The 23,374-nt window shown below is 47.2% G+C and carries 17 protein-coding genes; 13 read left to right on the plus strand and 4 right to left on the minus strand.

The window, feature by feature from the left end; all coding sequences use genetic code 11:
• Positions 1 to 13 precede the first annotated feature (13 nt).
• From ACES2G_RS11995 to udk, 7 genes are all read left to right on the plus strand, one after another.
• The gene (locus ACES2G_RS11995) at positions 14 to 1,375 is read left to right on the plus strand and encodes a PAS domain-containing protein (protein WP_374000274.1); all 1,362 of its coding nucleotides are present in this window, start codon (positions 14 to 16) and stop codon (positions 1,373 to 1,375) included.
• 80 nt (positions 1,376 to 1,455) lie between these two features.
• On the plus strand, positions 1,456 to 2,499 hold the full coding sequence (locus tag ACES2G_RS12000; protein WP_374000275.1) for a zinc-dependent alcohol dehydrogenase family protein: 1,044 nt from the start codon (positions 1,456 to 1,458) through the stop codon (positions 2,497 to 2,499).
• Positions 2,500 to 2,631: 132 nt separating this feature from the next.
• Positions 2,632 to 4,107 (plus strand): CoA-acylating methylmalonate-semialdehyde dehydrogenase, encoded by a 1,476-nt coding sequence (locus tag ACES2G_RS12005; RefSeq protein ID WP_374000276.1) that lies wholly within the window; start codon positions 2,632 to 2,634, stop codon positions 4,105 to 4,107.
• A gap of 15 nt (positions 4,108 to 4,122) precedes the next feature.
• Positions 4,123 to 5,370 (plus strand): GTP cyclohydrolase II, encoded by a 1,248-nt coding sequence (locus ACES2G_RS12010; RefSeq protein ID WP_374000277.1) that lies wholly within the window; start codon positions 4,123 to 4,125, stop codon positions 5,368 to 5,370.
• Entirely contained in the window at positions 5,363 to 6,580 is a 1,218-nt protein-coding gene (locus tag ACES2G_RS12015; protein ID WP_374000278.1) for a URC4/urg3 family protein, read from the plus strand. The genes ACES2G_RS12010 and ACES2G_RS12015 overlap by 8 nt, the downstream gene beginning before the upstream one ends.
• Positions 6,581 to 6,604: 24 nt before the next feature.
• Positions 6,605 to 7,237 (plus strand): uracil phosphoribosyltransferase, encoded by a 633-nt coding sequence (upp, locus tag ACES2G_RS12020; protein WP_374000279.1) that lies wholly within the window; start codon positions 6,605 to 6,607, stop codon positions 7,235 to 7,237.
• A 5-nt stretch (positions 7,238 to 7,242) separates the two neighbouring features.
• Positions 7,243 to 7,863 (plus strand): uridine kinase, encoded by a 621-nt coding sequence (udk, locus tag ACES2G_RS12025; protein ID WP_347358570.1) that lies wholly within the window; start codon positions 7,243 to 7,245, stop codon positions 7,861 to 7,863.
• 12 nt (positions 7,864 to 7,875) lie between these two features.
• On the opposite strand, the gene ACES2G_RS12030 is transcribed toward udk, so the two are convergent.
• Entirely contained in the window at positions 7,876 to 8,946 is a 1,071-nt protein-coding gene (locus ACES2G_RS12030) for an NADH:flavin oxidoreductase (protein WP_374000280.1), read from the minus strand.
• Between the two features lie 104 nt (positions 8,947 to 9,050).
• Positions 9,051 to 10,196 (minus strand): winged helix-turn-helix domain-containing protein, encoded by a 1,146-nt coding sequence (locus tag ACES2G_RS12035; protein ID WP_374000281.1) that lies wholly within the window; start codon positions 10,194 to 10,196, stop codon positions 9,051 to 9,053.
• 151 nt (positions 10,197 to 10,347) lie between these two features.
• On the opposite strand from ACES2G_RS12035, the gene ACES2G_RS12040 reads away from it, so the two are divergent.
• Genes ACES2G_RS12040 through ACES2G_RS12060 form a run of 5 tightly spaced genes read left to right on the plus strand, consistent with a single transcriptional unit; the run spans position 10,348 to position 16,136 of the window.
• Entirely contained in the window at positions 10,348 to 12,681 is a 2,334-nt protein-coding gene (locus ACES2G_RS12040) for a PEP/pyruvate-binding domain-containing protein (protein WP_374000282.1), read from the plus strand.
• On the plus strand, positions 12,635 to 14,074 hold the full coding sequence (locus tag ACES2G_RS12045; RefSeq protein ID WP_374000283.1) for a PQQ-binding-like beta-propeller repeat protein: 1,440 nt from the start codon (positions 12,635 to 12,637) through the stop codon (positions 14,072 to 14,074). Before ACES2G_RS12040 ends, ACES2G_RS12045 begins: the two co-directional genes overlap by 47 nt.
• A 20-nt stretch (positions 14,075 to 14,094) precedes the next feature.
• Positions 14,095 to 15,207, plus strand: a complete 1,113-nt coding sequence (locus tag ACES2G_RS12050; protein WP_374000284.1) for a DUF2157 domain-containing protein — start codon at positions 14,095 to 14,097, stop codon at positions 15,205 to 15,207.
• Positions 15,204 to 15,668, plus strand: a complete 465-nt coding sequence (locus ACES2G_RS12055; RefSeq protein ID WP_374000285.1) for a GDYXXLXY domain-containing protein — start codon at positions 15,204 to 15,206, stop codon at positions 15,666 to 15,668. The genes ACES2G_RS12050 and ACES2G_RS12055 overlap by 4 nt, the downstream gene beginning before the upstream one ends.
• Positions 15,669 to 15,686: 18 nt before the next feature.
• A complete protein-coding gene (locus ACES2G_RS12060) occupies positions 15,687 to 16,136 on the plus strand; it encodes a VOC family protein (protein ID WP_374000286.1) in 450 nt (149 codons plus the stop codon).
• A gap of 49 nt (positions 16,137 to 16,185) precedes the next feature.
• On the opposite strand, the gene ACES2G_RS12065 is transcribed toward ACES2G_RS12060, so the two are convergent.
• Both ACES2G_RS12065 and ACES2G_RS12070 read right to left on the minus strand, forming a co-directional pair.
• Complete coding sequence (locus ACES2G_RS12065) at positions 16,186 to 18,747, minus strand: DEAD/DEAH box helicase (protein WP_374000287.1); 2,562 nt, start codon at positions 18,745 to 18,747, stop codon at positions 16,186 to 16,188.
• A 20-nt stretch (positions 18,748 to 18,767) separates the two neighbouring features.
• Positions 18,768 to 19,580 (minus strand): DUF1837 domain-containing protein, encoded by an 813-nt coding sequence (locus tag ACES2G_RS12070; protein ID WP_374000288.1) that lies wholly within the window; start codon positions 19,578 to 19,580, stop codon positions 18,768 to 18,770.
• A 1,289-nt stretch (positions 19,581 to 20,869) separates the two neighbouring features.
• Here ACES2G_RS12070 and hsdR point away from each other — a divergent pair.
• Positions 20,870 to 23,374 (plus strand): EcoAI/FtnUII family type I restriction enzme subunit R, encoded by a 2,505-nt coding sequence (gene hsdR, locus ACES2G_RS12075; protein ID WP_374000289.1) that lies wholly within the window; start codon positions 20,870 to 20,872, stop codon positions 23,372 to 23,374.

Here is a 23,374-nt window from a genome sequence, read left to right on the forward strand (position 1 = left end):
GGTGAGGCAATAAATGAGACGACCGACTCCCAACCAAAATGAAAGCCCTTTTGGCTTTGATGAATTGTTCTTCAGTACCACCAACGAACGTGGTGTGATCACCTTCGGCAATGACGTTTTCGTTCGTGTCAGTGGGTATCATCGTGAAACCTTAAAAGGTGCTCCTCACAGTATCATTCGCCATCCCGATGTTCCCCGTGCGGTCTTCAAACTTCTGTGGGACACGTTGCAGGCAGGCCGTCCTATCGCCGCTTATGTTAAGAATCTTTCGGCCAATGGCAGCTTCTACTGGGTTTATGCTTTTGTATTTCCAATTCAGGATGGATATCTGTCCATTCGCCTCAAGCCTTCTTCACCGATCTTTTCTGTTGTGAAGAACCTTTATACCGCCACCCTGGCCGTGGAGGAAAAAGACGGCATGGAGGGTTCCGTCCCGTTTATCCTAGAGCAAGTGCAAAAAGCCGGGTTCCGTGACTATACGGATTTTATGATTCAAGCGGCCTTTGCCGAAATCAATGCCCTGCCTGAAAAAGATCAGTCCACCAAGACAAGCCGTGCCGGTGGTATCAGTGAGATTTCAGATATCAGCTCTAAAACATCGCAAGACCTAAAAGATTGCTTTAAACGAGTTCAGGACTTTCAGAATATCAATAAGTCCTTCGTTGCCACTTTAGAAAACCTTACCAGTGGCTTCACTCAACTGAAGTTCAATGCCTTGAACATGACTGTTGCTGCTGCGAAGTTTGGCGAGGTGGCTTCTTCTTTGGGAGTGGTTGCCAAAGAGTTCTCAGATCTTGCGGAACAAATCAGATCCCACCTGTCGGGCCTTGAGCATTTCGAACAAAATCTGACGGAAACCATCCAAAAATGCACTTTGAAGATTGTTTCCATGGACGTTCAGATGATGATGGTGGACTTCTTCATCAAAGAATCCATTGAAAAAAGCCAACATGCTGAAAATGCCTTTTCAGATATGATGATCGTCCGCGACAGCTTCGCCAATCTGTTCCGTGGCAACTCTGCAGATCTGGCTATTGAAATCAAGGCCCTGGCGGATCAACTTTCAAAAATTTCTTCTCAGCTTGCGGATGTAAAAAGATTTACGACGGGACTGGAAGTCATTCGCCAAATTGGAGCCGTGGAATCTGCACGCGTGAACGAAGTCAAAGTGACCTTTGTTCATTATCTTGAAGAGATGCACCGATTCATCACGCTGCTGCAAACTTCCAACGCCTCTATTCAAAAAAGTGTTCATGACCTGGACTCTCACTGCGATGTCATTGGCCAAATAGCCTCTTCCGTCGCCGGTCATGTGGACACTCTTTTTGAAAAAGCCGCCAGCTTCTCTCCGGATGCGACGGCTCAGGCAGTTTAACAGTTCGAGCTTTTCTGTATTTCTCCCCCCAGTATTGTCACACGCGGCCTCCCAGAAAATAATTCCGTTGGGAGGCATTCATGAAAGCACTTATCTACCGAGGACCAGGAAAAAAGGAATGGGCTGAAGCACCCATGCCGAAGATTGAAAAATCCACGGACGCTCTTGTAAGAATCCTGCACACAACAATTTGCGGAACAGATCTTCACATTCTTAAAGGAGACGTCCCTGCCGTGACCGACGGGCGCATCCTGGGGCACGAAGGTGTCGGAGTGATTGAAGAAACCGGAGACGGAGTCACCAACTTCAAAAAGGGCGATCGCGTTCTGATTTCTTGCATCACTTCCTGCGGACGCTGCTCTTACTGCAAGCAACAGCTCTATGCCCACTGCAAGGATGGTGGCTGGATCTTGGGTCACAAAATCAACGGAACCCAAGCGGAATATGTGCGCATACCCCATGCTGACAACAGTCTCTACCCCGCCCCCAAAGGCGTCGATGATGGGGCTTTGCTTATGCTGAGCGATATTCTTCCTACCGGTTTTGAGATCGGTGTTCTTTCTGGAAAAATCAAACCTGGCGACACGGTGGCCATTGTCGGCGCTGGGCCTATCGGTATGGCCACTTTGTTAACGTCGAAGTTTTATTCTCCATCAAGATTGATCATGGTCGATTTGGATGACAGCCGCTTAGAAACCTCGCGACGTTTTGGTGCCACCGACATGGTGAACTCGGCCCGAGAGAATGCCGTTCAATCCATCTTAAAGCTCACCGACGGCGTCGGCGTGGATGTTGCCATTGAGGCCGTAGGAATTCCCGCCACCTTTGATTTATGTCAAAAAATTGTAGCCCCGGGGGGACACGTCGCCAATATCGGTGTGCATGGTAAAAGTGTCGAGCTGCATCTTGAAGACCTGTGGATCAAAAATATCACTCTTACCACGGGCCTGGTGTCGACTTACAGCACACCGATGCTTTTACAGACGGTCAAATCCGGCACCATTGCGCCAGATCAGCTTATCACTCATCGGTTTAAAATGGATGAGATACTAAAGGCCTACGAGGTTTTTGCCAATGCCGGTAAGGAAAAGACTTTGAAAGTAATGATCTCAGCCCAACTGTAGTTGGGCTGTTGTAATAGTCATTTTCGCCCGCACTTTCTAACATTCATGGGAATTACTACGTCATTGTAATTATTCAATTCATCCCTTTTGACTTAGAGTTTCTGCTTCATTTTTATAAAGAGGTAGAAATTCATGAGCGTAAAAATTCCGACCACTCCCATCCCCTGCCAAAACTTTGTCGCCGGGAAATTCCAAACAGGTTCCGGCCCCGCGATGGATATTGTCAGTCCTTACAATGGTCAAATCATCGGCGGTCTGCATGCCTCCACCACAAAAGACATTGATCTGGCCGTCAAGGAAGCTCACGAAGCGCAAAAAGCCTGGGCCGATGTCCCCTTGAAAGAACGCACCAAAATCATGTTTAACTTCCGTCAAATCCTGATGCGCGATCTGGATGAGATCGCCCACTTAAAAAGTTCTGAATCCGGAAAAACTTTCGCCGAAGGTAAAGCCGGCCTGATGAAAGGCATCGAAGTTCTGGAATATGCCCTGTCCCTGCAGAATATGGATCTGGGTGGCAAGATGGAAGTCTCTCGCGGAGTCACCTGTGAATACCGTCGCGAACCTCTGGGCGTTGTCGCCAATATCACTCCATTTAACTTCCCGGCCATGGTTCCTATGTGGACGATTCCTATTGCTCTGACCTTGGGGAATGCTTATATCTGGAAACCCTCTGAAAAGACACCGCTGACCTCGATGAAAATCGCAGCAGCCCTTCAAGAAGCCGGTCTGCCGGATGGTTTGCTCCAGATCCTTCATGGCGGCAAAGACACTGTGGAGGCCATCATTGATCACCCTCAAGTCAAAGCCGTGGGTTTTGTTGGTTCCACAAAAGTGGCGCAACATGTTTATCAACGTGGCACCGCTTTGGGAAAGCGAGTGCTGGCATTGGGCGGCGCTAAAAATCACATCGTGCTTTTACCGGATGCAAATCCTGAACTGACCGGACCTGGCATCAGTGATTCCTTCACCGGATGTGCCGGTCAGCGCTGTATGGCTGCCGCTGTAGTACTTGCGGTGGGTGACGTTGATCACCACATCCAAAAGATCATTCAGCGCGCACAGTCCCTGGTGCTGGGAAAAGACATGGGCGCGATCATCACCAAGTCCCAGGTGCAATTCCTGAAAGACGCCATCACCCGCGCTGAAAAAGAAGGCGCCAAGATCCTGCTCGATGGTCGCAACTCTCCGGCTCCGGCGGGTCTGGATCAGGGGCACTGGATTGGTCCGACCATCCTGGACAATATTGCTCCGAACAGCGAAGCCGCGACATTGGAATATTTTGGTCCGGTTCTTAGCATCATCCGCTGCCGTGACATCACTCACGCCATGCAAATTGAAAACAGCAATCCTTATGGCAATGCCTGCTCGGTGTTCACCTCCAGCGGCAGTCTGGCTGAAAAAGTCATTCGTCAGGCGTCCACTGGCATGGTCGGCGTGAATGTGGGTGTTCCAGTACCGCGCGAGCCGTTTTCTTTCGGTGGTGTGAACGCCTCCAAATTTGGACACGGTGATATCACCGGCGAGCAATCCCTGGATTTCTGGTCCAACACCAAAAAAGTAACAATGAAATGGGAAAAACAAGAAGACAGCAACTGGATGTCTTAAAAAAGGATTTATAAGATGAAAAGAGCAGCCCACGTTATTCTGACCTCTCACTCAAGCCAGGTGTTTAAGGACAGCCTTCCGATTCACTGGGGCGTGAGAAACCCCATGCAACGCGGACCCGTCATTGGTTCTTTGACCGACGTTAAGCAAAGAAACGCCATCGGAACCCACAGTGGTTCTTATGCTGTGTATCGTGCGCTGTCCATTGCACAAGGGTCTTATTCGACAACGCATAAACCCGACCTGCACAACACCGACAGTCCGGTGCGCATGGGACCATTCCCGTCCTGGTCTGACCCGGACAAAATCGTGTCCATCGATCCTTGGGGCTTGGATATTCCCATTCACTTCAAAGATCTTTATGAAGCCGGTTACGACATCCGCCCCACAATCGCGGTGACACAAGCGCATTTGCAGATTCCAGAGATCCATCAGGCCATTGATGCCGGCCGCCTGAAAGTCGACGGCAAAATCATTCTGGCAAACAAAGACATCAAAATCACGAAGGTCGCCCTTGAACCCGTCTGGTATCTTCCGGGTATCGCCAAGCGCCTGAACGTGGACGAAGGTGACCTGCGCAAGATCCTGTTCCAAGAAACTGGAGGCATGTTCCCTGAACTCGTAACCCGTCCTGATTTAAAAGTGATGCTGCCACCGATCGGCAGTACGACAGTGTATATTTTCGGAAACCCTCAGGATCTGTCCAACGAGCAAGTGGAACTGACTTGCCGGGTGCATGACGAATGCAACGGATCCGACGTGTTTGGTTCAGACATCTGCACCTGCCGCCCTTATCTGATCTATGGCATTGAAGATGCCGCCAGAACTGCTCAGCGTAAAGGCGTGGGTCTGATTGCCTACTATCGCAAAGAAGGCCGGGCCTTGGGTGAGGTCACCAAGTTCCTGGTTTACAATGCCCGTAAACGTCAGGTCGGTGGCGATTCCGCTTCCACTTACTTCCACCGCACTGAATGTGTGGCCGGGGTTGAAGACGCCAGATTCCAGGAATTAATGCCGGACATCCTGCATTTCTTTGGTATCACCAAAATCCACAACCTGCATTCGATGAGCAATATGAAATACAACGCCATTGTAAAAAGCGGCATTGAAGTCATCAACCGCATTTCCATCCCGGCGGAACTGATTCCCGCCGATGCACAAGTTGAAATCGAAGCCAAGAAAGCTGCGGGCTATTTCAACCCGGGCGAAACAAAAACCACCAAAGAACTGGAAACAGTTCTGGGGAGACCCATTGATGAATAACTCTCACACCTATTCAGCCCAGGACCTGGATTTCTTGCTGTCGCCCTTGGCCATCCGTCAAAGCGCAGAAAAGATTCTGGAGCTGACCAAATCAGGCCAGACTCACTTCCACTATCACGACGACCAGCTTGAACCGATTGTGGACTATGTCATTGAAGTGATCCGTCAGAACTACCCGGCCCTGGAAATCCCTTTCCATTCGCGCTGGGGACACTTCCGCGCAGGCGGCATTGATCGCGTAAAGATTCTGCAAGAGCAGATTCAGAATTTTGACGCTCTGGAAAAAGCCCGCATCAAGCTGGATCTGGTGATCACCTCCGTGTTGCTGGATGCAGGGGCCGGGAATGTCTGGTCCTTCCACGAACAGAGCACTCAAAAAGATTTTGCCCGTTCTGAGGGCTTGGGTGTTGCAAGCTTCTATCTGTTCATGGAAGGCGTTCTGTCTGACGATGCTGATAAACCACTGCAGGCGACGGCCAAGGGCCTGCAAAACCTGACAGCACAAAAAATCTCTGAAGTCTTTCAGGTCAGCGCGCAAAATCCACTGATCGGCGTTGAGGGTCGTCTGGCCCTGCTCCGCAATTTGGGAAAAACCATCACCGAGAAAAAGGACCTGTTCCCCGGCGGCCGTCCCGGCTGCCTGGTGGATTATTTGAATTTACGCTATGGAAAGCGCGTGACCGGACCGCAGTTGCTGCGCGCGGTGCTTGATGGCCTGGGCGAAATCTGGCCGGGCCGCGTGAAAGTGGCAGGCGTGAATCTGGGGGATATCTGGAACTATTCAAAAGTTCCCGGGGGCCTTGCGGCCTTCCACAAGCTTTCCCAGTGGATGACCTATTCCTTGATTGAACCGCTGTTGGAATCCGGCTTTGAAATCACCGAAGTCGAAAAACTGACGGGTCTGGCTGAATACCGCAACGGCGGCCTGCTGCTGGATCGCGGTCTGATTTCTTTGAAGGACCCCGGCATGGCCGAACAAAGCCATCGTCCGGATTCGGAGCTGATCATTGAATGGCGTGGTCTGACAGTGTCTTTGCTGGATCGTATCGGGCAGCAGGTTCAGACCAAACTGAACAAATCCCCGTCGGAATTCCCGCTGGCAAAAGTTCTTGAAGGCGGCACTTGGTGGGCGGGCCGCAAGGCTGCGAAAGCTTTGCGTGCGGATAGTTCTCCGCCACTGAAAATTGAAAGCGACGGCACTGTTTTCTAAGGTTTATTTTTAAGGAGTATTTTTGTGAATTCAAAAGTCAAAGTCATCGATCACCCCCTGCTTCGTCATAAGCTGGGTTATCTGCGCGACAAAAACACGTATTCCCAGGATTTCCGCGAGATCGTCAAAGAAATCTCCAAGGTTCTGGTTTACGAGGCCATGCGCGACTGGCAACACATGGAACGCATTGCGATTGAAACCCCGATTGCCAAAACCGAAGCCCAGCGTATTGTGCGCGCGCCCATCGTGGTGTCCATCATGCGGGCCGGAAATGGCATGCTGGATGGCGCTCTTTCCATGCTGCCTTTTGCCAGCACGGGTTTCATCGGCATCTATCGCGACAAATTCATCCACAACACAGTGGAATACTATTTCAAAATGCCCCAGGACATCAAAGGCAAAGACGTGCTTTTGTGTGATCCGTTGATCGCCACTGCCGACACCATGATTGCCGCCATTGATCGTTTGAAAAATTACGGCGTCGGTCAAATTAAAGTGATCAGCATTCTGTCCAGCCAAATGGGCCTTAACAAGGTCCATCACTATCATCCGGATGTTGAAGTCTATACGGTCAACATCGAAACCGAGATGAATGACATGGGCTATCTGGTGCCGGGCCTGGGTGATGCCGGCGACCGTCTGTTCCAAACCAAGTAGGTGTTATGAGCCGTCCCCATATTATCGGAGTCGCTGGCGGCAGCGGCTCTGGAAAAACATATTTCGCCAAAGAACTGCAAAAGATGCTGGGTTCCGACAACTGCAGCATCCTTTATCAGGACAACTATTACATCGACCAGTCCGCCCGCTTTGACGGCGACGGCGGTTCGGTGAACTTTGATCATCCTCTCGCCTTAGACTTCACGTTATTGGCCCGGGGGCTTCAGACATTGAAAATGGGTCAGCCCCTGCACGTGCCGATCTATGACTTTGTCACCCACTCGCGCAAAAGTGATACACTGCTTGAGCGTCCCAAGAAGGTCATCATTGTGGATGGCATTTTAATTCTGCACTCGCACGAAGTCCGGTCCGAGCTGGACGAAGCCGTCTTTTTTGACACCCCCGAACACGTACGCTTTCAACGCCGCTTACATCGCGACGTTCATGAACGCGGGCGCACCCCTGAAGGAGTCAAAAAGCAGTTCGAGCTGCAGGTTCGTCCCATGCATGACGAGTTCGTGGAGCCATCCAAACAGCATGCCCAAACCGTTGTGACGGACTGCGGGGACTATCACGCAATCCTTTTAAAAATTTCACAGCGTCTGCAAAACACTCTATGCCAGTAACAAAAAAACTGCCTAGGTCAGTACCGCAAGGTCTGCAGGGTTAAACCCCTTCAGTTCGCCCGTGCGCGCTTCTTTCACTTTCTTCACCCACTGGGGATCGGTTAAAAGCGCACGACCGACAGCAACCAGGTCAAAGTCCCCGCGCTCAAGGCGGCGGGTCAGTTCTTCAAGGCCACCAGCTTCGGCCCCCTGCCCTCGGAAGCTGTTGATAAAGTCACCACCACTCAGACCAATCGACCCCACCGTAATAGTCGGCTTGCCCGTGATCTTTTTAGCCCAGCCTGCGAAGTTCAAATCCGAGTCCGCGAATTCAGGTTCCCAGAAACGTCTTTGCGAGCAGTGGAAGATATCCACGCCGGCTTCGGACAAAGGCAACAGCCACTGTTCCATCTCCTGCGGAGTCGTTGCGACCTTGGCGTTATAGTCTTGCTGTTTCCACTGCGACAGACGCAAAATCACCGGGAAGTCCGGGCCCACTTTGGCGCGGACGGCTTTCACCACTTCCACGGCAAAACGATTTCTTTCCGTGATCGTCGTGCCACCAAAGTCATCCGTGCGCGTGTTCATACCCGGCCAGAAGAATTGATCAATCAGGTAACCGTGCGCCCCATGAAGTTCGACGGTGTCAAACCCCAGATTCTTGGCATCAAGAGCAGCTTGTGCGTAGGCATTGATGGTATTTTGAATGTCTTCCAAGGACATTTCAGCCGGGCCTTCAAACGCCGTCGATGGCAGCCAGCCCGAAGCGCTGGGTTTCATTTTTCCCATGTGCCAGATTTGTGGTGCCATCTTACCGCCAGCTTGATGAACGGCTTCGATCACGGTTTTCCATTTATTCAGGGATTTTTCGCCGTGAAAGTGCGGAACGTCTTTTTCATTCGACGACGCCGGCCGATTGATCACGGTGCCTTCTGAAAGGATCAGACCCACCTCCCCTTCAGCGCGACGCTGGTAGTACTTGGCTACGTCTTCGGTTGGTATTCCATCTGGAGATTTTTGGCGCGTCATTGGCGCCATGACGATGCGGTTTTTAAGGTTCAGGCCTTTGAATTGGAAGGGCTGAAAAAGGGCGTGGTTGTTCATCGAAGCTCCTTAAGAGAAAATCCTTGAAGACTTAATGTTACTATTATAGTTGCATTAAGGGAAGACTTATTTCCCCTTAACGAAAAACAGAAGTCGGACTCAGATTATTTATCCAACTGGAACTTTTCAAAACGATGCAGTTCTTGCTCGATCAAGGTTTTATTGGCTTTGGATTTGTGCTTACCCAGCCAGCTCCACTGTTGGATCAGCAGTTCCTGCTTTTGACGGTCGGTTTTTAAATCCAAAACAGCCACGGCTTGATCGCCGATGATCACCGGCAACGTGAAGTAGCCGTACTTGCGCTTTTCCTTTGGCACATAGGCTTCAAAGCGATGGTCGTAATCGAAGAACATATGAAAGCGTTTTCGCTGAATCACCAACGGATCAAAGGGTGACAGAATGTGCGTCAGATGATTGACGTCTTCGGGGATGCTTTCTAAAAGCTCCGGTTCTGCCCAGAAATGAACTCGCTCCAATTCTTTGACTTGAACTGGGATCAAGGTGCATTTACGCACGCGGGTCTCAATGGCTTTTAAGATCTCTTTTTTGGGCTCTGCTTTTTCCATATACGCCGCAGAATCCAGGCTGATCACACCTTGAGCTTTTAAGGCCCGATCCAGTTTGTATTCGGTGACTTCTTTAGAAGTCGCGGCTTTGGGTCTTTTGGACCAATTGAAATGGCGCTCGGTCAGGTCGTACTTTTTTAGCATCCCCAAACGTTCGGCGATGACTAGCTCCCCACCATTGAAACCGCATTGCAGGAATTTCTTGGACGGTTTCTTACTTCCCCATGGGTGTTTCTTTTCTTCCAAGACATCGTCAGTTACATCGCGAATAGAAATCGGCCCCTGCTTTTTAACTGTCGCTAGCATCTTTTTGACATCGGCCTCGGTGACGGAGGAATACCATTGGGATGGGTTCTTCTGTCGGCGTTTCATATCGTTGATGAAGTATTTAAAATCATCAGTGGCGACATAGGCCAAAGCGTGGGTCCAATATTCAAAGACCGTCTTATCTTTGCTTTGCGCCTTGTGCAGGTGGGATCGTTTATAATCCGGGATACGGGAATACAAAATATGATGGTGTGACCGTTCAATCACGTTGATGGTGTCGATCTGAACATAGCCCAAGTGTTGGATGGCTTTCACGGTGGCTTTGGGGCCGCTGCCGAAGGGGTTGGATTCAGACAGGCCTTGGGATTTTAGCCAGAGGGTGCGGGTTTGTTCTTTGGAGAGGGATGCTTTCGACATAGATAACTTTTATCATCTCGGGAGTTGGAAAATGTACTGTTGGCTCAACGCAATACTGAGTTTTACCTGTCAATAGGGGCTCGTCATTCCGGCCATGGGTGTTGCTCCCCATTGCTAAAAGTGATAGTCCTTTTGCCTAAAGGATACATTTATGGAAGCGGAACTTGCGGCGTTTCAGGATATTCGTAATGCCACGGCCTCAGAAATTAAGTTGATGGGCGGTAAGGCAGCAACCCTTGCCCATTTGCTGCAAAAAGACTTCCCAGTTCCTTCTGGCTCTGTTGTGTTTCACGAACCCCAGACGGCGGCAGAATTCGCCCCGTTACTGAAGTGGTGGCATGACATGGGCTCTTATCCTGTGGCCGCACGAAGCTCGGCATCTGGAGAAGACAGTGGCGATTTTAGTTATGCCGGCCAGTTTGTAACACTCTTGCACCTTCAAAGCGCAGAAGAATTGCAGTCGGCTGTCAAAACTTGCTTTCAGGCCGTTCATCGCACCGCCAGCAAAGCTTATGCTTCCCACTTTGAACAGCCGCAAATTCCCATGCACGTTCTTGTGCAACGTATGATTGATTCACAGTACTCAGGAGTCTTCTTTTCGGTGGACCCCCGAAATCCCGAGGGCTCATGGCTGGTGGAAGTCGTTGAAGGCCAGGGCGAACAGCTCGTTTCCGGCCAGGTGACCCCTTACCGCTTTGATGACAAAGGTCATTCAACTTTGCCAAAAAAATGGCGATCCGAGTACTTACAAACGATTGTTCAATGGGGCCTGAAGGTTGAAAAAGAATTTGGCTATAAAGTGGATATGGAGTGGGCCATTGACCAGGAAGGACACTTCTGGATTCTGCAATCCCGCCCGATCACTGCCATGGCGGCTCCCTCCAGCAATCGCAAGATTTTAGATCAAGAGTGGCAAAGACTTTCCGAACAGCACACCTTGGATACCACTTGGGACGGACATACCTTTGCCGAATGGACGGGTCTGCCGACCGAGCTGACTTTCGATCTTTGGCAGCGAACTTTTGCAGAAAACCAAGCCTATGACCTGGCTCTGAAATCTATCGGGTACGAGGGCCTTGGAAACAGAGCTGAGAAATTCAGCCTCTTGGATCGGGTTTACGGCCGGGCATTTCTTAACCTGAACTCTTTGGAGCCGGTGTATTTTGGAAAGTCCCCATACCGTGTGGCCCCCCACCCTCGCCCACATCTTGAATTTGCCTGGAGCAAGCTGTCTTTGCCAATCTTGGCGCGGGCACCCTATGGCATTTTCAAAATGATCACCGTTGCCTGGAATGTTCAAACCGGACGCCGTGAACTTGCGAAAAAAGTTCTAGCTTCGACCCAATCCATTTCACAAGTAAATCAGGATGCGTTTTCTCTCAAAGCGGAATGTCAGACTGAATCGTTGCAGTCCCAGCAGCAGAAACTAAAGGCTCTCTGTGATTTGTTTTCATCCACGGCTATGCAGGGAACCTTTTTACTGACTCTGCTGATTGAATCCACCACTCAAGGTCTTTTGGCTCTTATTCAAAAAGACCTAGGGAAGGAAGAAGCCGAAAGTTCATTGCAACTCCTAACCGGCACCAGTCTGCAAACGCTGGCTAGTGAAATGAATCAGGAACTAAAGGCTGTCGTAGACTCGGACGACAAATGGAATTCATTCCTGTCGCGCTATGGCCACCGCGGCGTTGGGGAGCTGGAACTTTCCCATCCACGCTGGATTGAAACCCAGCGTCCACAATACAAGCCTAGCGCCAACAAAGCACAGGCGCCCAAAACCAATGCCCTTCTTGATGAAGTCCTGCAAAAGATTTCAAGCCTGCGAAGACCCGTTTTCAAACAGGAATTCCAAGAGCTTCAGAAACTTTTGCAGATTCGTGAAGAAAACAAAATGGCAGTCATGAAACCTTATGCGCAGATTCGCTGGCTAGCATTGGCAATTGCCGAAAAGATAAATCTGGGGAATGACATCTTCTGGCTCAACCTGAATGAGATCCTTTCATTGACGCCGAACCAGGACCTGTCAGAGCTTCAAGCACTGATACAAAAAAGAAAGCAGTTAGCCAAAGCACTCAAAGCGGTGGATCTGCCGATGACTTTCTCCTTGGGGGAACTCAAAAAAGTTCTTACCGAGGATGCCAGTGCCAGTTCCTCAGCTCCCCTGATCAAAGGTGTTTCTTTGTCCTCGGGTATTGCCTCTGGTGTTATCCACATTGTAAACAACCCCGAAGACGAAGATTTGAATTCCTGGCCGGACAACTACATCCTGGTCGCCGAAGCTACCGATCCGGGGTGGACGCCCCTTTTTGAGCGGGCTAAAGGCATCATCGTTGCGCGTGGCGGAGTGCTATCTCACTGTGCCATTGTTGCACGTGAAATGAGTCTTCCTGCGGTTGGGGAAATTCTCAGAGCAAGTCATTTATTTAAAGAAGGTGAACGTGTTTGGATTGATGGAAATCACGGGACAATTAGACGAAGCAACTAAATTAGCCATTATTCCCACGGTCGTATTACCGTTTACAATCATTGGAATGATCTTAACCAGCGTGGCGACTTGGCTTGCAGCACTCTTCGGTTTTGAATTGAAAGCCGAAGGACCCAAAAGACTTTTTGAGGTTCTGATGAAGCCAAAGGTTCTGGCCTTGGCACTGGTGTCGAACTTGATTGTCTATGGCGCTATCAAAGGGGCCCAGCACCTTTCAAACGGGCCTTACCCGCTTTGGTGGGTTCAACTGCAAAACGCGTCGCCACAGCCTTCGGACCGAAACTATGAACATACAAACCAGCCTTCGCTCGCGACGACAGCCACTGCCGTGACGTCTTCCAACGATCTGGAAGTAGTTTGGGAGCTTCCTTTAAAAAGTGTCGTATTTGGTTTACCTTTGGTGACTGGTGACTCTTTATTCGCCGGACTGGAAAAAGGCCGCTTGATTGAGGTGGATCTAAAAAGCGGACAGCTCTTGCGAAAATTCGAAATCGGCCAACCTGTCATGGCATCCCCTGTGATTGCCAATAACAAGATCTATGTTGGCGAAGGAATACACCTAACCTACAATGCCCGTATCTATTCTTTCGATCTTACGTCTGGAGCATTCGTCGGAGCTTTCCAAACGGCCGGCCATATTGAAAGAGCCGCGGTTTACACAAAAACCCCGGATCAATCCTTGTTGCTTTTTCCTGCGGGTAAGGACGGCTTGTATGCGATCAATCCCGAAACAATGCAAAAAGTCTGGCAAGCTCCGTTTGGACATTTTGACACGTTTCCCGCCGTGGATGATGAACAGGCTTACATCGGATCGGGTCTGGAGGCGGGATTTGAAGAAGCTCCCACCAAGGCCTTCGCGATCAATTTGCAGACTGGAAAAGTTGTCTGGGAAAAACCTTTACCCACGTCCGTTTGGGGGATTCCCGTTCTTTGGAACAACGTCGTCTGCCTTCCTACCGGGGACGTTTATAAGAACTTAAAATTTGGCCAACTGTCCTGTTACGAAAAGGCCAGTGGGAAGGATTACTGTATATTCAACACCACGGGGTCTTTGATCAGCCAACCGATTGTGCGCGGTGATCATTTGGTTGTTTCAGACATTTACGGGAAAATTTATCAATTCAATTTAAAGACTCGCCAACTTGAATGGACCCTCCAGGTGCCAACCAAGGGTCTCAGCTATGCTTCCGTTTCGATTGATTCCCAGGATCGAATCCTGCTTCCTGGGGAAGAGGGGCTGTATGTGTATTCCAGAGCAAACCAAGCCCTGCTGTCCGTCTGGAAACCTGAAGGTAAATGGCCTGGGACTTTCAACAACATCGTTGCTTATAAAGATTTGATGATTTTGGCTGATCAAGCAGGCGTGCTGAGAGCTCTGCGTTTTAAGAATTAGGCCGACAGTGAGGAGTACCTATGTCTCGAATCCTAAAGAAGCTCGAAGAATGGAACAGCAATAAGCTGATTTCGGACGAGCAGCTTGTGCACATTCAAAATTATGAAAGTAATCAGCCCAAAGTTCGTTGGGGGCAACTGAGCCTTTTGATTCTGGGGATTGCCACGATTGTTTTGGGAGTCATCGCCATCGTCGCCTCCAACTGGGAAAATATCCCTGCGGGGCTAAAATTGATCGGTGGATTTGCTGTACTGATTATTGCAGGCAGCGCCATTGTTATTCGAAGAAATGACTCACCTACTATCAAGGACAGCCTGATTGCCTTCTTCAGCCTTTTCTGTTTTGCGATGATCGGGCTGATTGCTCAGATTTACAACTTACAAGGTGACGGCTACAAAACCGGTCTTCTGTGGTCTGCCATGACTCTGATGATCCTTACCTATGCTCGGCATATCTTCGTTCCGCTTTTATGGAGCTGTGTCTTTGGGTTTTCACTTCTAAGCGCCTGCTATTCCTGGCCCCCGCTAAAACAAGTACTGGCGGAGCCCTCATCATTTTTTATTTACTCTCTGACTCTTGTTGTCCTTTGCATCAATAGAGTTCTTGCACCGAGCCCCATTCGCAAATCCCTGACCTACTATACTGTTGCTATGTGGCTTGGGCTTCTTTGCCTTTCTTCATTCAATAGTTCAATTAGCACTAGCACCAATGAGCTTGTCTTGTATGCTCCCCAATACGCGCTAAGCTTGCTACTAGGTATCGTCCTATGGAGTGATTCAGCCTTTAAAAAGGCAGAAAAAATAGCACTCACTTCCGGCTTGATCGTCAGCAATATCCTCGTCTTCATTTCGGCCAATGATTCCATTTCAGACATCCCTACTATTGCTTTGTCGATCTATTGTCTGCTTGTGTGGGCCTTCTTCTTTTTCAGCCGGGGATATGCTTCTGTCTATAATTTCGTACTTATTTTGGTCGGGTTCAAAATTTTTGAAATCTACACCCGCACGATGGTAGATCTTCTGCAAACAGGGATGGGACTTATTCTCACAGGCCTAGCCGCCATTTTATTAGTTTTTGCTTGGACCAAGAATCGTAAAAAGATCGAAACTCTCCTACAAGGTCTTATTAAATGAAAAAACAGATCATTGCGGTATCAATACCCATAGCCATCCTACTTGCCCTGACTACTTACAATGAGTATCTGTCGCGAACTTTGCCTGAAGTTGTCCTGCCTATCGAAGGCTACGACCCCAGAGATCTTCTTGCGGGTCACTATCTCACCTTCAAGATTAAGTATGAAGCGAGCACTCAATGTACCGTTAAGGAGCACTCTCAAGCCGATATGTGTGTCAGTCCTAAGCAAGAGCTTATGGAAGATGGACCTAATCCTAGCTGCGAGCAATGGATTCGTGGACACTGTGTCGGCGGAACATTTCAGAGTGATTTAAACCGCTACTATGTTCCGCAAGAGAAAGCACGGGATCTGGAAAAAGCTCTTCTGAATGGAGAAGCTTCAGTGCGGATTTCTGTTGGGTCTGGTAATGCCATCATTAAAGATCTGTTGATTAAGGGGCGGAGCTGGAAGGACTATTAGCCCTTAGGAGTTTTTCAAATGACGAAGCTAAGCCATCTTGATTTGAATGTATCAGACTATCGAAAAAGCCTGTTATTCTACGATCTGATCCTACTAAATCTGGGATGGACAAGAACAGTCTGCCGCACCACCTATACGAACTATACCGACGGTACGATGAAAATCTGCATCTGCCCTACCGAAGAAAAGTATATTTCCGCGGGACTTCATCGCAAAAGAACAGGCCTTAACCATCTCGCGTTTTATGCATCCTCTAAAAAAGAGGTCGATAGATTTCACAAAGATGTGTTAGTTAAAAATGGTATTTCCTGCCTGTATGAAAATGGACCCTCCGGAGATGACGACTATTATGCCGTCTTTTTTGAAGACCCTGATCGTATAAAGTTGGAAGTAGTCTATGCCCCAAGGTACTGTGATCCGAATGATTGGACCAATCAGTTTGAAAGTGATTATGATCCCTATGCCTGAGGAGTCGGATCAGACACTGATCTCGAAGTCACCTCTCCGACTTAAGCAACTACACATCTGCAATTCCAACACTATCATCAATCTGTATACGATCCCAGTCTGACAAGTCCGTCGACTTACTCCGGACCCATAACTTCGCAAGAACATCTTGGATATCCAGGTCTTCATCTTTAACATCCGTCGCAAAAAGTTCGGATTCTGGCAAGGCCCTTAAAATCACCTCCCTAGACAGCCCTAGACTCAACAATGCTCTGTGCTCACCCCTATAGCATCCGGCCTCTAAATAAGTCAGAATCTTATTCTCCGAATCTTGGCATTCAACTAAAGGCTTAAGCAGCTTCGTTAATCCAAATGGAATACTGCCCGCTATGGTCGCTATTCGATCTTCAACATCTTTAGCCGTTCGAATAGGCCAATTGCTAGGCTCAATGATATCTCGCAAAGAGGCTCCTCGAGCCCAATTGGCTGCAAATGAACAAATAGAGCCCAGCCGTCCCGAATCACTAACATCAAAGTACTTCTTTGCATAGTACGGAAAATGCAGATTCATAAACGATGCAGCTGCTTCAATATCTTTTTTCAATGTGCCTAAAGGATTTCTGGTGATCTTTTTTACCGCCCCAGAGGTAGCCATCTCAAATAGGAGCTGTAAATCATGAGGATCCCAAAAAGGATTTGATAACACAACTTCACGCGGAACAGTCAAACTCGTCAATTCATCTTTTATCTTACGAAGTTGAGACCCCGAAAGAAAAATACCGTGCTTCGCCAATCTTCTTTCAGCTTCCTGAGTTGAGCTTCTATAAGCCAAATGTTTAATATATATTGCGAGTTCTGCTGAAGCGCCTTCTGCTGCCACCAACTCTGTTGAACCGTCAACGATATCTAATATTTCGTTTCTAAATGACTCAAATTTACTTCTATACGTATAATCCAATTCTTTTACAGTTGAGATCTCCAAAGAAATTTCTTCATCTGAAAAGGACTCTTCATCGACCATAATGGCTCTACCCACAAAGTCCTTCATAAGGCGTCCGGCACGACCTCTCAAATTAGTGAACTCATAGCCGCTCAATTTCCTCGTTGAGGTTAAATCGGGATTTCGGACTATTATATTTTTTGCAGGCAAATTCACACCTTGCATCAATGTTGTAGTACATACTAGTCTTTTTACCAGCCCAGAAGAAAATGCAGATTCTACAGCATTCCTGATATGTGTTGGCACCTTACCATGATGGTAAGCCACCCCTCTTTCCAAACAAGATGCCAAACCGTACATGGGATGGACTGTTTCCTTCGCATATGCAATAAGAGAACTATTGTGGTCTGATACATCAAGAGCTTGCCTAGATATCTCTGAAGCCGTTTTGAATGCCTGAGTGCTAGACTTTGCAAAAATCAAACTTCCACCATCTGACTCGAGACTGGATACTAAATGACCCAAAAAATTGTAAGTAGACTCATTATACTTGGTTCTCATCAGTACCTGCGAACGAAGTTGAAATTTATCAGCAACCTCCATGGTAACTGTTTTAAAGCCTTCGACATACTGAGATATGACAATATTCTTCCTGTCTTTCGATTTCCCATTAAAGGCATAGCTAACATTTACAACAGTTGGAACTTTTTCACTCTCACAGCGCCCCTGTCCATCCTCCACCCAAGATGATAGCACTGCCTCTAAGTTAGCAATTCTCGGTCCCGAAACAATAAAGCGATCAGGTTTTACCTCCTCAATAAACTTACGAATGACCTCCAAAAGCAACATAGACCTTTCATTAGAGTCACTACCTGATTGCTCGATATTCTGGACCTCGTCGACAATAACTGTGAGTGGCCGAAGGACACGATCTAAACTCTTCTCCTGGAAAAATGCCGAAGCCCTTTCTTGGGTCACGACAAAAACATTTCTGCTCTGAGTCTGATCCCGAGCGACCGTGCTCTTAGAGAACGATTTGAAAACCCTAACCCCACTTATTCCGTACTGCTTAGTCATCCGAGAAATATCCCTGCTGACTTGATTCACCAGACTAATTGTCGGCACTATAAATATCACTGAACCGGACTTACCTACGAAGTTAGCTACTATCTTCGAACAGATCACAAAGCTTTTTCCGGCAGATGTTGGGGCTGAAATGCCAACATGGGAATTTAAATCAACAGCATCCCATATCCTCTTCTGAAACTCTGTAAGATTTAGAATATACCCATTTACGCTTACTTGATTTGACGCAACACCCACAGCGGCAATAGCGTTATCTACGTAACTTCCAAGATCGTTAAGGTAGTAACTACTGTTCTTTTCCTCATCGAAACAATACTTCAATTGGGATTGCACCATTTTGGCAGTGGGTGCTAACCCAACCCTCAATAGAATTCTGGAAATATATGCCGCAGCCCCCTCCGCCTCTGGAGGCACAATCTCAGATATCAGGCCACATAAAGAAATAGCTTTTGAATGAGCAAGTCGATCGCCTTCTACCATAGATAAAGAATCTGCCTCGTTGAGTAGCTGCGCAATCTCCTCTAAAGTTAGCTTAGGGGGAACTTGAGTCAGACCAACTTTTGAGGCAAACAGTTCGAGTGTATTCTTCAATAGTTTTTCAATCAATGGCTCCCCTACTGACGACATCAGAACCTCTCTTGGAATGCCAGAACTAACTTCTCTAAATCTGCAAAAGGTAACAAAATATAGTTGATCCTTGAAACTGGAAGGTTACCAAAGTGAGGATAGTCCTCTTGGGAAATCTTAGAGCACTCTTTTTTTACATCTTCTAAAATCTGCTGAAGAATCTCTTCTCTTGAAGCTTTACCGTCAATTTTTGTTCTTTCATAAGAAATTAGTGCAACCAAATGAATTTCTGCACTTTTAAGATCCCCATTTACAAAAGACTTTGCTATCTGGCGCACTTCGGGTGCCACAAACTCGCTATAGAAATAAAGATTGAGCTCACTTCTGTAATTGTTGTAACTGTCAATAAGACTAGTTAAAGAGCTCTTAAATGCCGCCTTAAAACTAGAGGTATATGTTTTTGCCTCGCCGAGGAATAATGTCACCTTCTCTTCACTAATAGAAACATGAATTGCGTCAGCCCCATTGCGCTCCAAAGAAGGATTTGTCGTGATTTTCATTTTTCGTACCAGCGGCACAGCCTTAAAGTGATGTTGAAGAAGATTAAACAATAACAGTTCAGAGAACTGCCCTTTAATATTCTTCGTACGAAATGTTTTGACTGCGTCCTGGTGTATTAAAATATGAGCATCCGTTTCTTCAGCTCTATCGGCAAGTTCTCTCAACCTTTTCTGCACTTCTGCCTTCGAATATACATAGCGAGTCGTACTGGCGAATAAAGCAGTCAAAAACTCGCTCCTCAATTCTTGAAGATCTTGAAAGTCAATGAAGTTTACTTGATGGTCCTTTGCAGGATTCAAACCAAGATCCATAGAAACACAACACAACGTGCTAAGAATACTATTTATCTTTTCGAGAAGACCTGAAGTACCCGTTCCCACTAAATCCGACATTTATTGATAGTAAATTATCCGTGCCTATAATTAAATAATTGTATGTTTTATTTTCTATTTCAGTCCTAAAGGATAGTTTTTGGCATCTACAAACAGGCCTTGGTAGTGCCGAATTCGTATTAAATAAAGGATGCCCAGAAAAATCAACTCGTAGAGAAGACTACCAAAACTTTGACGGGTGACAGGCAATAAACATATGTAATTTCAATTTTTATAAGATTTTACTGGGAGTTTCTAATGCAATAATTTTTCACCGAGCTCCCCCTATTTTTCGGTTAATTTTGAGTCAATTCCAGAGTTCTAAAGGAGTCCAGAGGTAGAATAAATTTCCCCTTGAACACCACGAGTTGTGTTCCAAGCCCCCCTGCTTTATTCTCAATCACTTTTCTTTATAAATACCCTTAAGTGTCTTTACCCCAATTTCTGTCACCGTCACCTTTTGGGGGATTAGTTGCCATAACTACACCGCCACCGAAACCTGATAGAATGAAACTCCAACCGAATCACTTTTTTGCCGATTTTTTCCACTGCAAGGCCTGAAGATTTCAAACATAGCCAGAACCACCAAGCGATGCCATATAGATATGATCAATTTCCCATCCATACTGCGAGCTTGTGTTTTCTTACTCAGCAAAATACAGCATTACAACCTGGAACAATTTGAGCCTTATACCAGACATTAATTTTGTCTTGCTCCGAAAATGATCTCCAAAAATATTCGTACTATGATTTCGAAAGAGAGAAACGAACAAGATTTGCCTCCTGAGCACTAGACTCACGAAATCGAGCTTGCCCCAGGAAGATTTGGAGATTTACCTTGAACAAAATAAGCTGCGGCTTAATCCAAACTGAGGGGGTCTCCCTCTTTGGTTTAAGTTTTTTCAAAGCAACAAGTCTGACCACTTGGTGCTTTTTTATTTCAACTTCAATATCCACCGAGACACGACAGAAGCAGCAGACAACGTAAAATTGACGTTTTTTGGGGTGCTAAAATTATCCCAAGAAGTCATAAAACCAATCTGTAGATATCTTGATGTTCAAAATTCAGAACACCCCCTCCTTCTTCCGCAAGCCACAGGATACCGCGCCGCAACTAAACACAAATATGTGGCCACAGTTCTTGCACGACTTCTCCCCTTTTCCTATGCTAATTAGCTAATACAACATTGTTTTTGCTCATGATGAGCGGGACGACCCATGGAGGGTAGATGGCGAGATCTGAAGCACGGACTCGTAAAGAGCTTATTGATCCCAAGCTCAAGAATGCCGGCTGGTGCAACCAAGACTGGCAGATTGAGTGGGAATATCAAATCACTGACGGACGAATTCATTTCGACGGCAAAGTCGGTCGCCGTGGTACGCCCAGAAAAGCTGATTACCTTCTTCGCTTTGCCCCATCAAAAGCCATCGCCGTTGTTGAAGCCAAAAAAGAGTCCGAACACCATCTCGAAGGTGCCGCCCAAGCTAAGGAGTATGCAAATAAGCTTGGCCTGTGGTTTGCCTATTCAACGAACGGAATTGAAATTGAGTTCTTTGACCTAAAAAAGAACACTCAAAAGACCGTTCCGAATTTCCACTCACCGGACGAGTTATGGCAGATGTATCTTGAATATTCGGGGATTAAACCAAGTAAAGAAAAGCTTAATGCTATTCTTCATGACTTCTATGATGAATCCCAGTTGGGGAAACGTCGTAAGCCTCGCTACTATCAAGAAATGGCCGTAAACCGTGCCGTTGAAGCCGTAGTTAAAGGAAAAGACCGTATCCTGATTACTCAGGCAACGGGCACAGGAAAGACCTTCACTTCCCTACAGCTAGTTTACAAACTTTGGAAATCTGGAATCTCGAAACGAATCCTCTTCATCGTTGATCGCAATCTATTGGCAGATCAGGCCTTCCAAGACTTTAATAATGCCTTCGACAAAGACTCTTGCTATCGCATGAGCCCCGATGACGATAAATTCCCACAAGGTCGCGCGGTTTATTTCGGAATCTATCAAACTCTTGTGGGTATGGATGACGAAGGCAACCCTACGGGAAAACCAAGTCGCTTTAAAGAATTCGACAAAGACTTCTTTGACCTTATCGTAATTGACGAAGCCCATCGCGGTGGCGCCAAAGAAGACGGCACCTGGAGCGAGCTTTTAAAATACTTCTCAAGCGCCGTACAAGTTGGCCTGACTGCGACCCCAAAAAGAACTGAAAACAACAATACCTATGATTACTTCGGGGAACCTGTTGTTAATTATTCGCTCAAGGATGGGATCGAAGACGGATTCCTAAGTCCGTACATCATCAAACGTGTAACTTCCAATATCGATGCCCTGGGATATCGCCCAGAGCATTCAGACATCAAAGACGTCGCGGGCAAAAAAATTGAGGTGAAAGACTATTTCACTCCAAACTTTGAGCGAGACCTCTCCATCCCAGAAAGAACACGAGCATTTGCGTACCATTTGCTCCGTCATCTTTGGGAAACAGACATCACTGGCAAAACCATCGTATTCTGCCTTGATCAACGCCATGCCTTGGATATGGCAAAGTACTGCCAAGAAGCTTTTGATAAATACAACCAAAAGTACACCCTTGGCTTTAATCATGAATTTGCAGTTCGTATCACTGGAAATGACAAAGACAACAGCGGAAAGTACCCACATCTTGAGGACTTCCAAAATCTTGAGAACCACTACCCTGTTATCGTCACGACCTCAAAGCTTCTCACAACTGGCGTAGATGTAAGAACCGTCAAAAATGTGGTGATCTTCAGAAACATCGGCTCCATCGTAGAATTCAAACAGATCATTGGACGAGGTACTCGAGTTTATCCGCATCCAGATAAACGCAAAGAAAAGCTTGGTTTCTATATTCTAGAATACGCCAATCACTCTACGGCCCTGTTTAATGACCCTGAATGGGATGATAATCCCGTAGAAGTCATCGAAGAGGGGTCCATTGAGATTGATTCCGAGGCAAAAGCCTATAATTCTGCTGAGGAAGAAATCACGCTCGATGCGGATGCGCCAGTTCCAGCAGCTGAAGATGAGAAAGATGTTCCTTCAACTGGAATCTTTGAAGAACCAGATCCAGAAACTATCGAGCAAATTCGCTACCGAATGTCTGAAGACTTCATGCGCGGTCGGATCAAAATGGCAGCGGAGTCCCTGCAATTTACTGGTGCCGATGGCAAGCCACTGACTGCCGAGCAATTTACATTGTTCCAATCAAAGCTCTTCCTTCAAAAATACAAAAATGTCGAACAGTTTAATCAAATTTGGAAAGACATTAAAACCCGCCGCCACTTTCTAGAAAATGAGGCGATTGAGTTAGGTATTCAGGTTCAGTCACTGGAAGCTATTTTTGAAAGTAAATATCAGCTAAAAGAAGTCGATCTATACGACGTGATCGCCAATATGATTTTTGGATCTGGTTTCTTAACAAAACTGGATCGCACTAAAAAAGCTATGACCATCAGTCCCGATAAATTCAACGGATCGAGTGAACAGCAAGCAGCTTTAATTCGCGATATGATGCAGGTTTATCAAGACTCTACCTTTGATTCATTCAGCGTCAGCCAGGAGTTTTGGCAGACCGCCACTATGAGAAAATATGGATCATTTAAAGACATTCAGCAATATGTTGGTGGGCCAGATAATTTGAAAAACATAGTAAATGGAATTCAAGAAGCCCTTTATGATTCTCGGGTGGTCGCGTGA

It is taken from the genome of Bdellovibrio bacteriovorus, from assembly GCF_041888015.1.
In the GTDB taxonomy this organism is placed as follows: Bacteria; Bdellovibrionota; Bdellovibrionia; order Bdellovibrionales; family Bdellovibrionaceae; genus Bdellovibrio.

Coding starts and splice junctions, on each gene's coding strand:
- ACES2G_RS12030 (WP_374000280.1), bottom strand. CDS start 8,946: ATGAACAACCACGCCCTTTTTCAGCCCTTCCAATTCAAAGGCCTGAAC.
- ACES2G_RS12050 (WP_374000284.1), top strand. CDS start 14,095: ATGTCTCGAATCCTAAAGAAGCTCGAAGAATGGAACAGCAATAAGCTG.
- ACES2G_RS12055 (WP_374000285.1), top strand. CDS start 15,204: ATGAAAAAACAGATCATTGCGGTATCAATACCCATAGCCATCCTACTT.
- ACES2G_RS12070 (WP_374000288.1), bottom strand. CDS start 19,580: ATGGATCTTGGTTTGAATCCTGCAAAGGACCATCAAGTAAACTTCATT.
- hsdR (WP_374000289.1), top strand. CDS start 20,870: ATGGCGAGATCTGAAGCACGGACTCGTAAAGAGCTTATTGATCCCAAG.
- ACES2G_RS12010 (WP_374000277.1), top strand. CDS start 4,123: ATGAAAAGAGCAGCCCACGTTATTCTGACCTCTCACTCAAGCCAGGTG.
- udk (WP_347358570.1), top strand. CDS start 7,243: ATGAGCCGTCCCCATATTATCGGAGTCGCTGGCGGCAGCGGCTCTGGA.
- ACES2G_RS12040 (WP_374000282.1), top strand. CDS start 10,348: ATGGAAGCGGAACTTGCGGCGTTTCAGGATATTCGTAATGCCACGGCC.
- ACES2G_RS12035 (WP_374000281.1), bottom strand. CDS start 10,196: ATGTCGAAAGCATCCCTCTCCAAAGAACAAACCCGCACCCTCTGGCTA.
- ACES2G_RS11995 (WP_374000274.1), top strand. CDS start 14: ATGAGACGACCGACTCCCAACCAAAATGAAAGCCCTTTTGGCTTTGAT.
- ACES2G_RS12015 (WP_374000278.1), top strand. CDS start 5,363: ATGAATAACTCTCACACCTATTCAGCCCAGGACCTGGATTTCTTGCTG.
- ACES2G_RS12000 (WP_374000275.1), top strand. CDS start 1,456: ATGAAAGCACTTATCTACCGAGGACCAGGAAAAAAGGAATGGGCTGAA.
- ACES2G_RS12005 (WP_374000276.1), top strand. CDS start 2,632: ATGAGCGTAAAAATTCCGACCACTCCCATCCCCTGCCAAAACTTTGTC.
- ACES2G_RS12060 (WP_374000286.1), top strand. CDS start 15,687: ATGACGAAGCTAAGCCATCTTGATTTGAATGTATCAGACTATCGAAAA.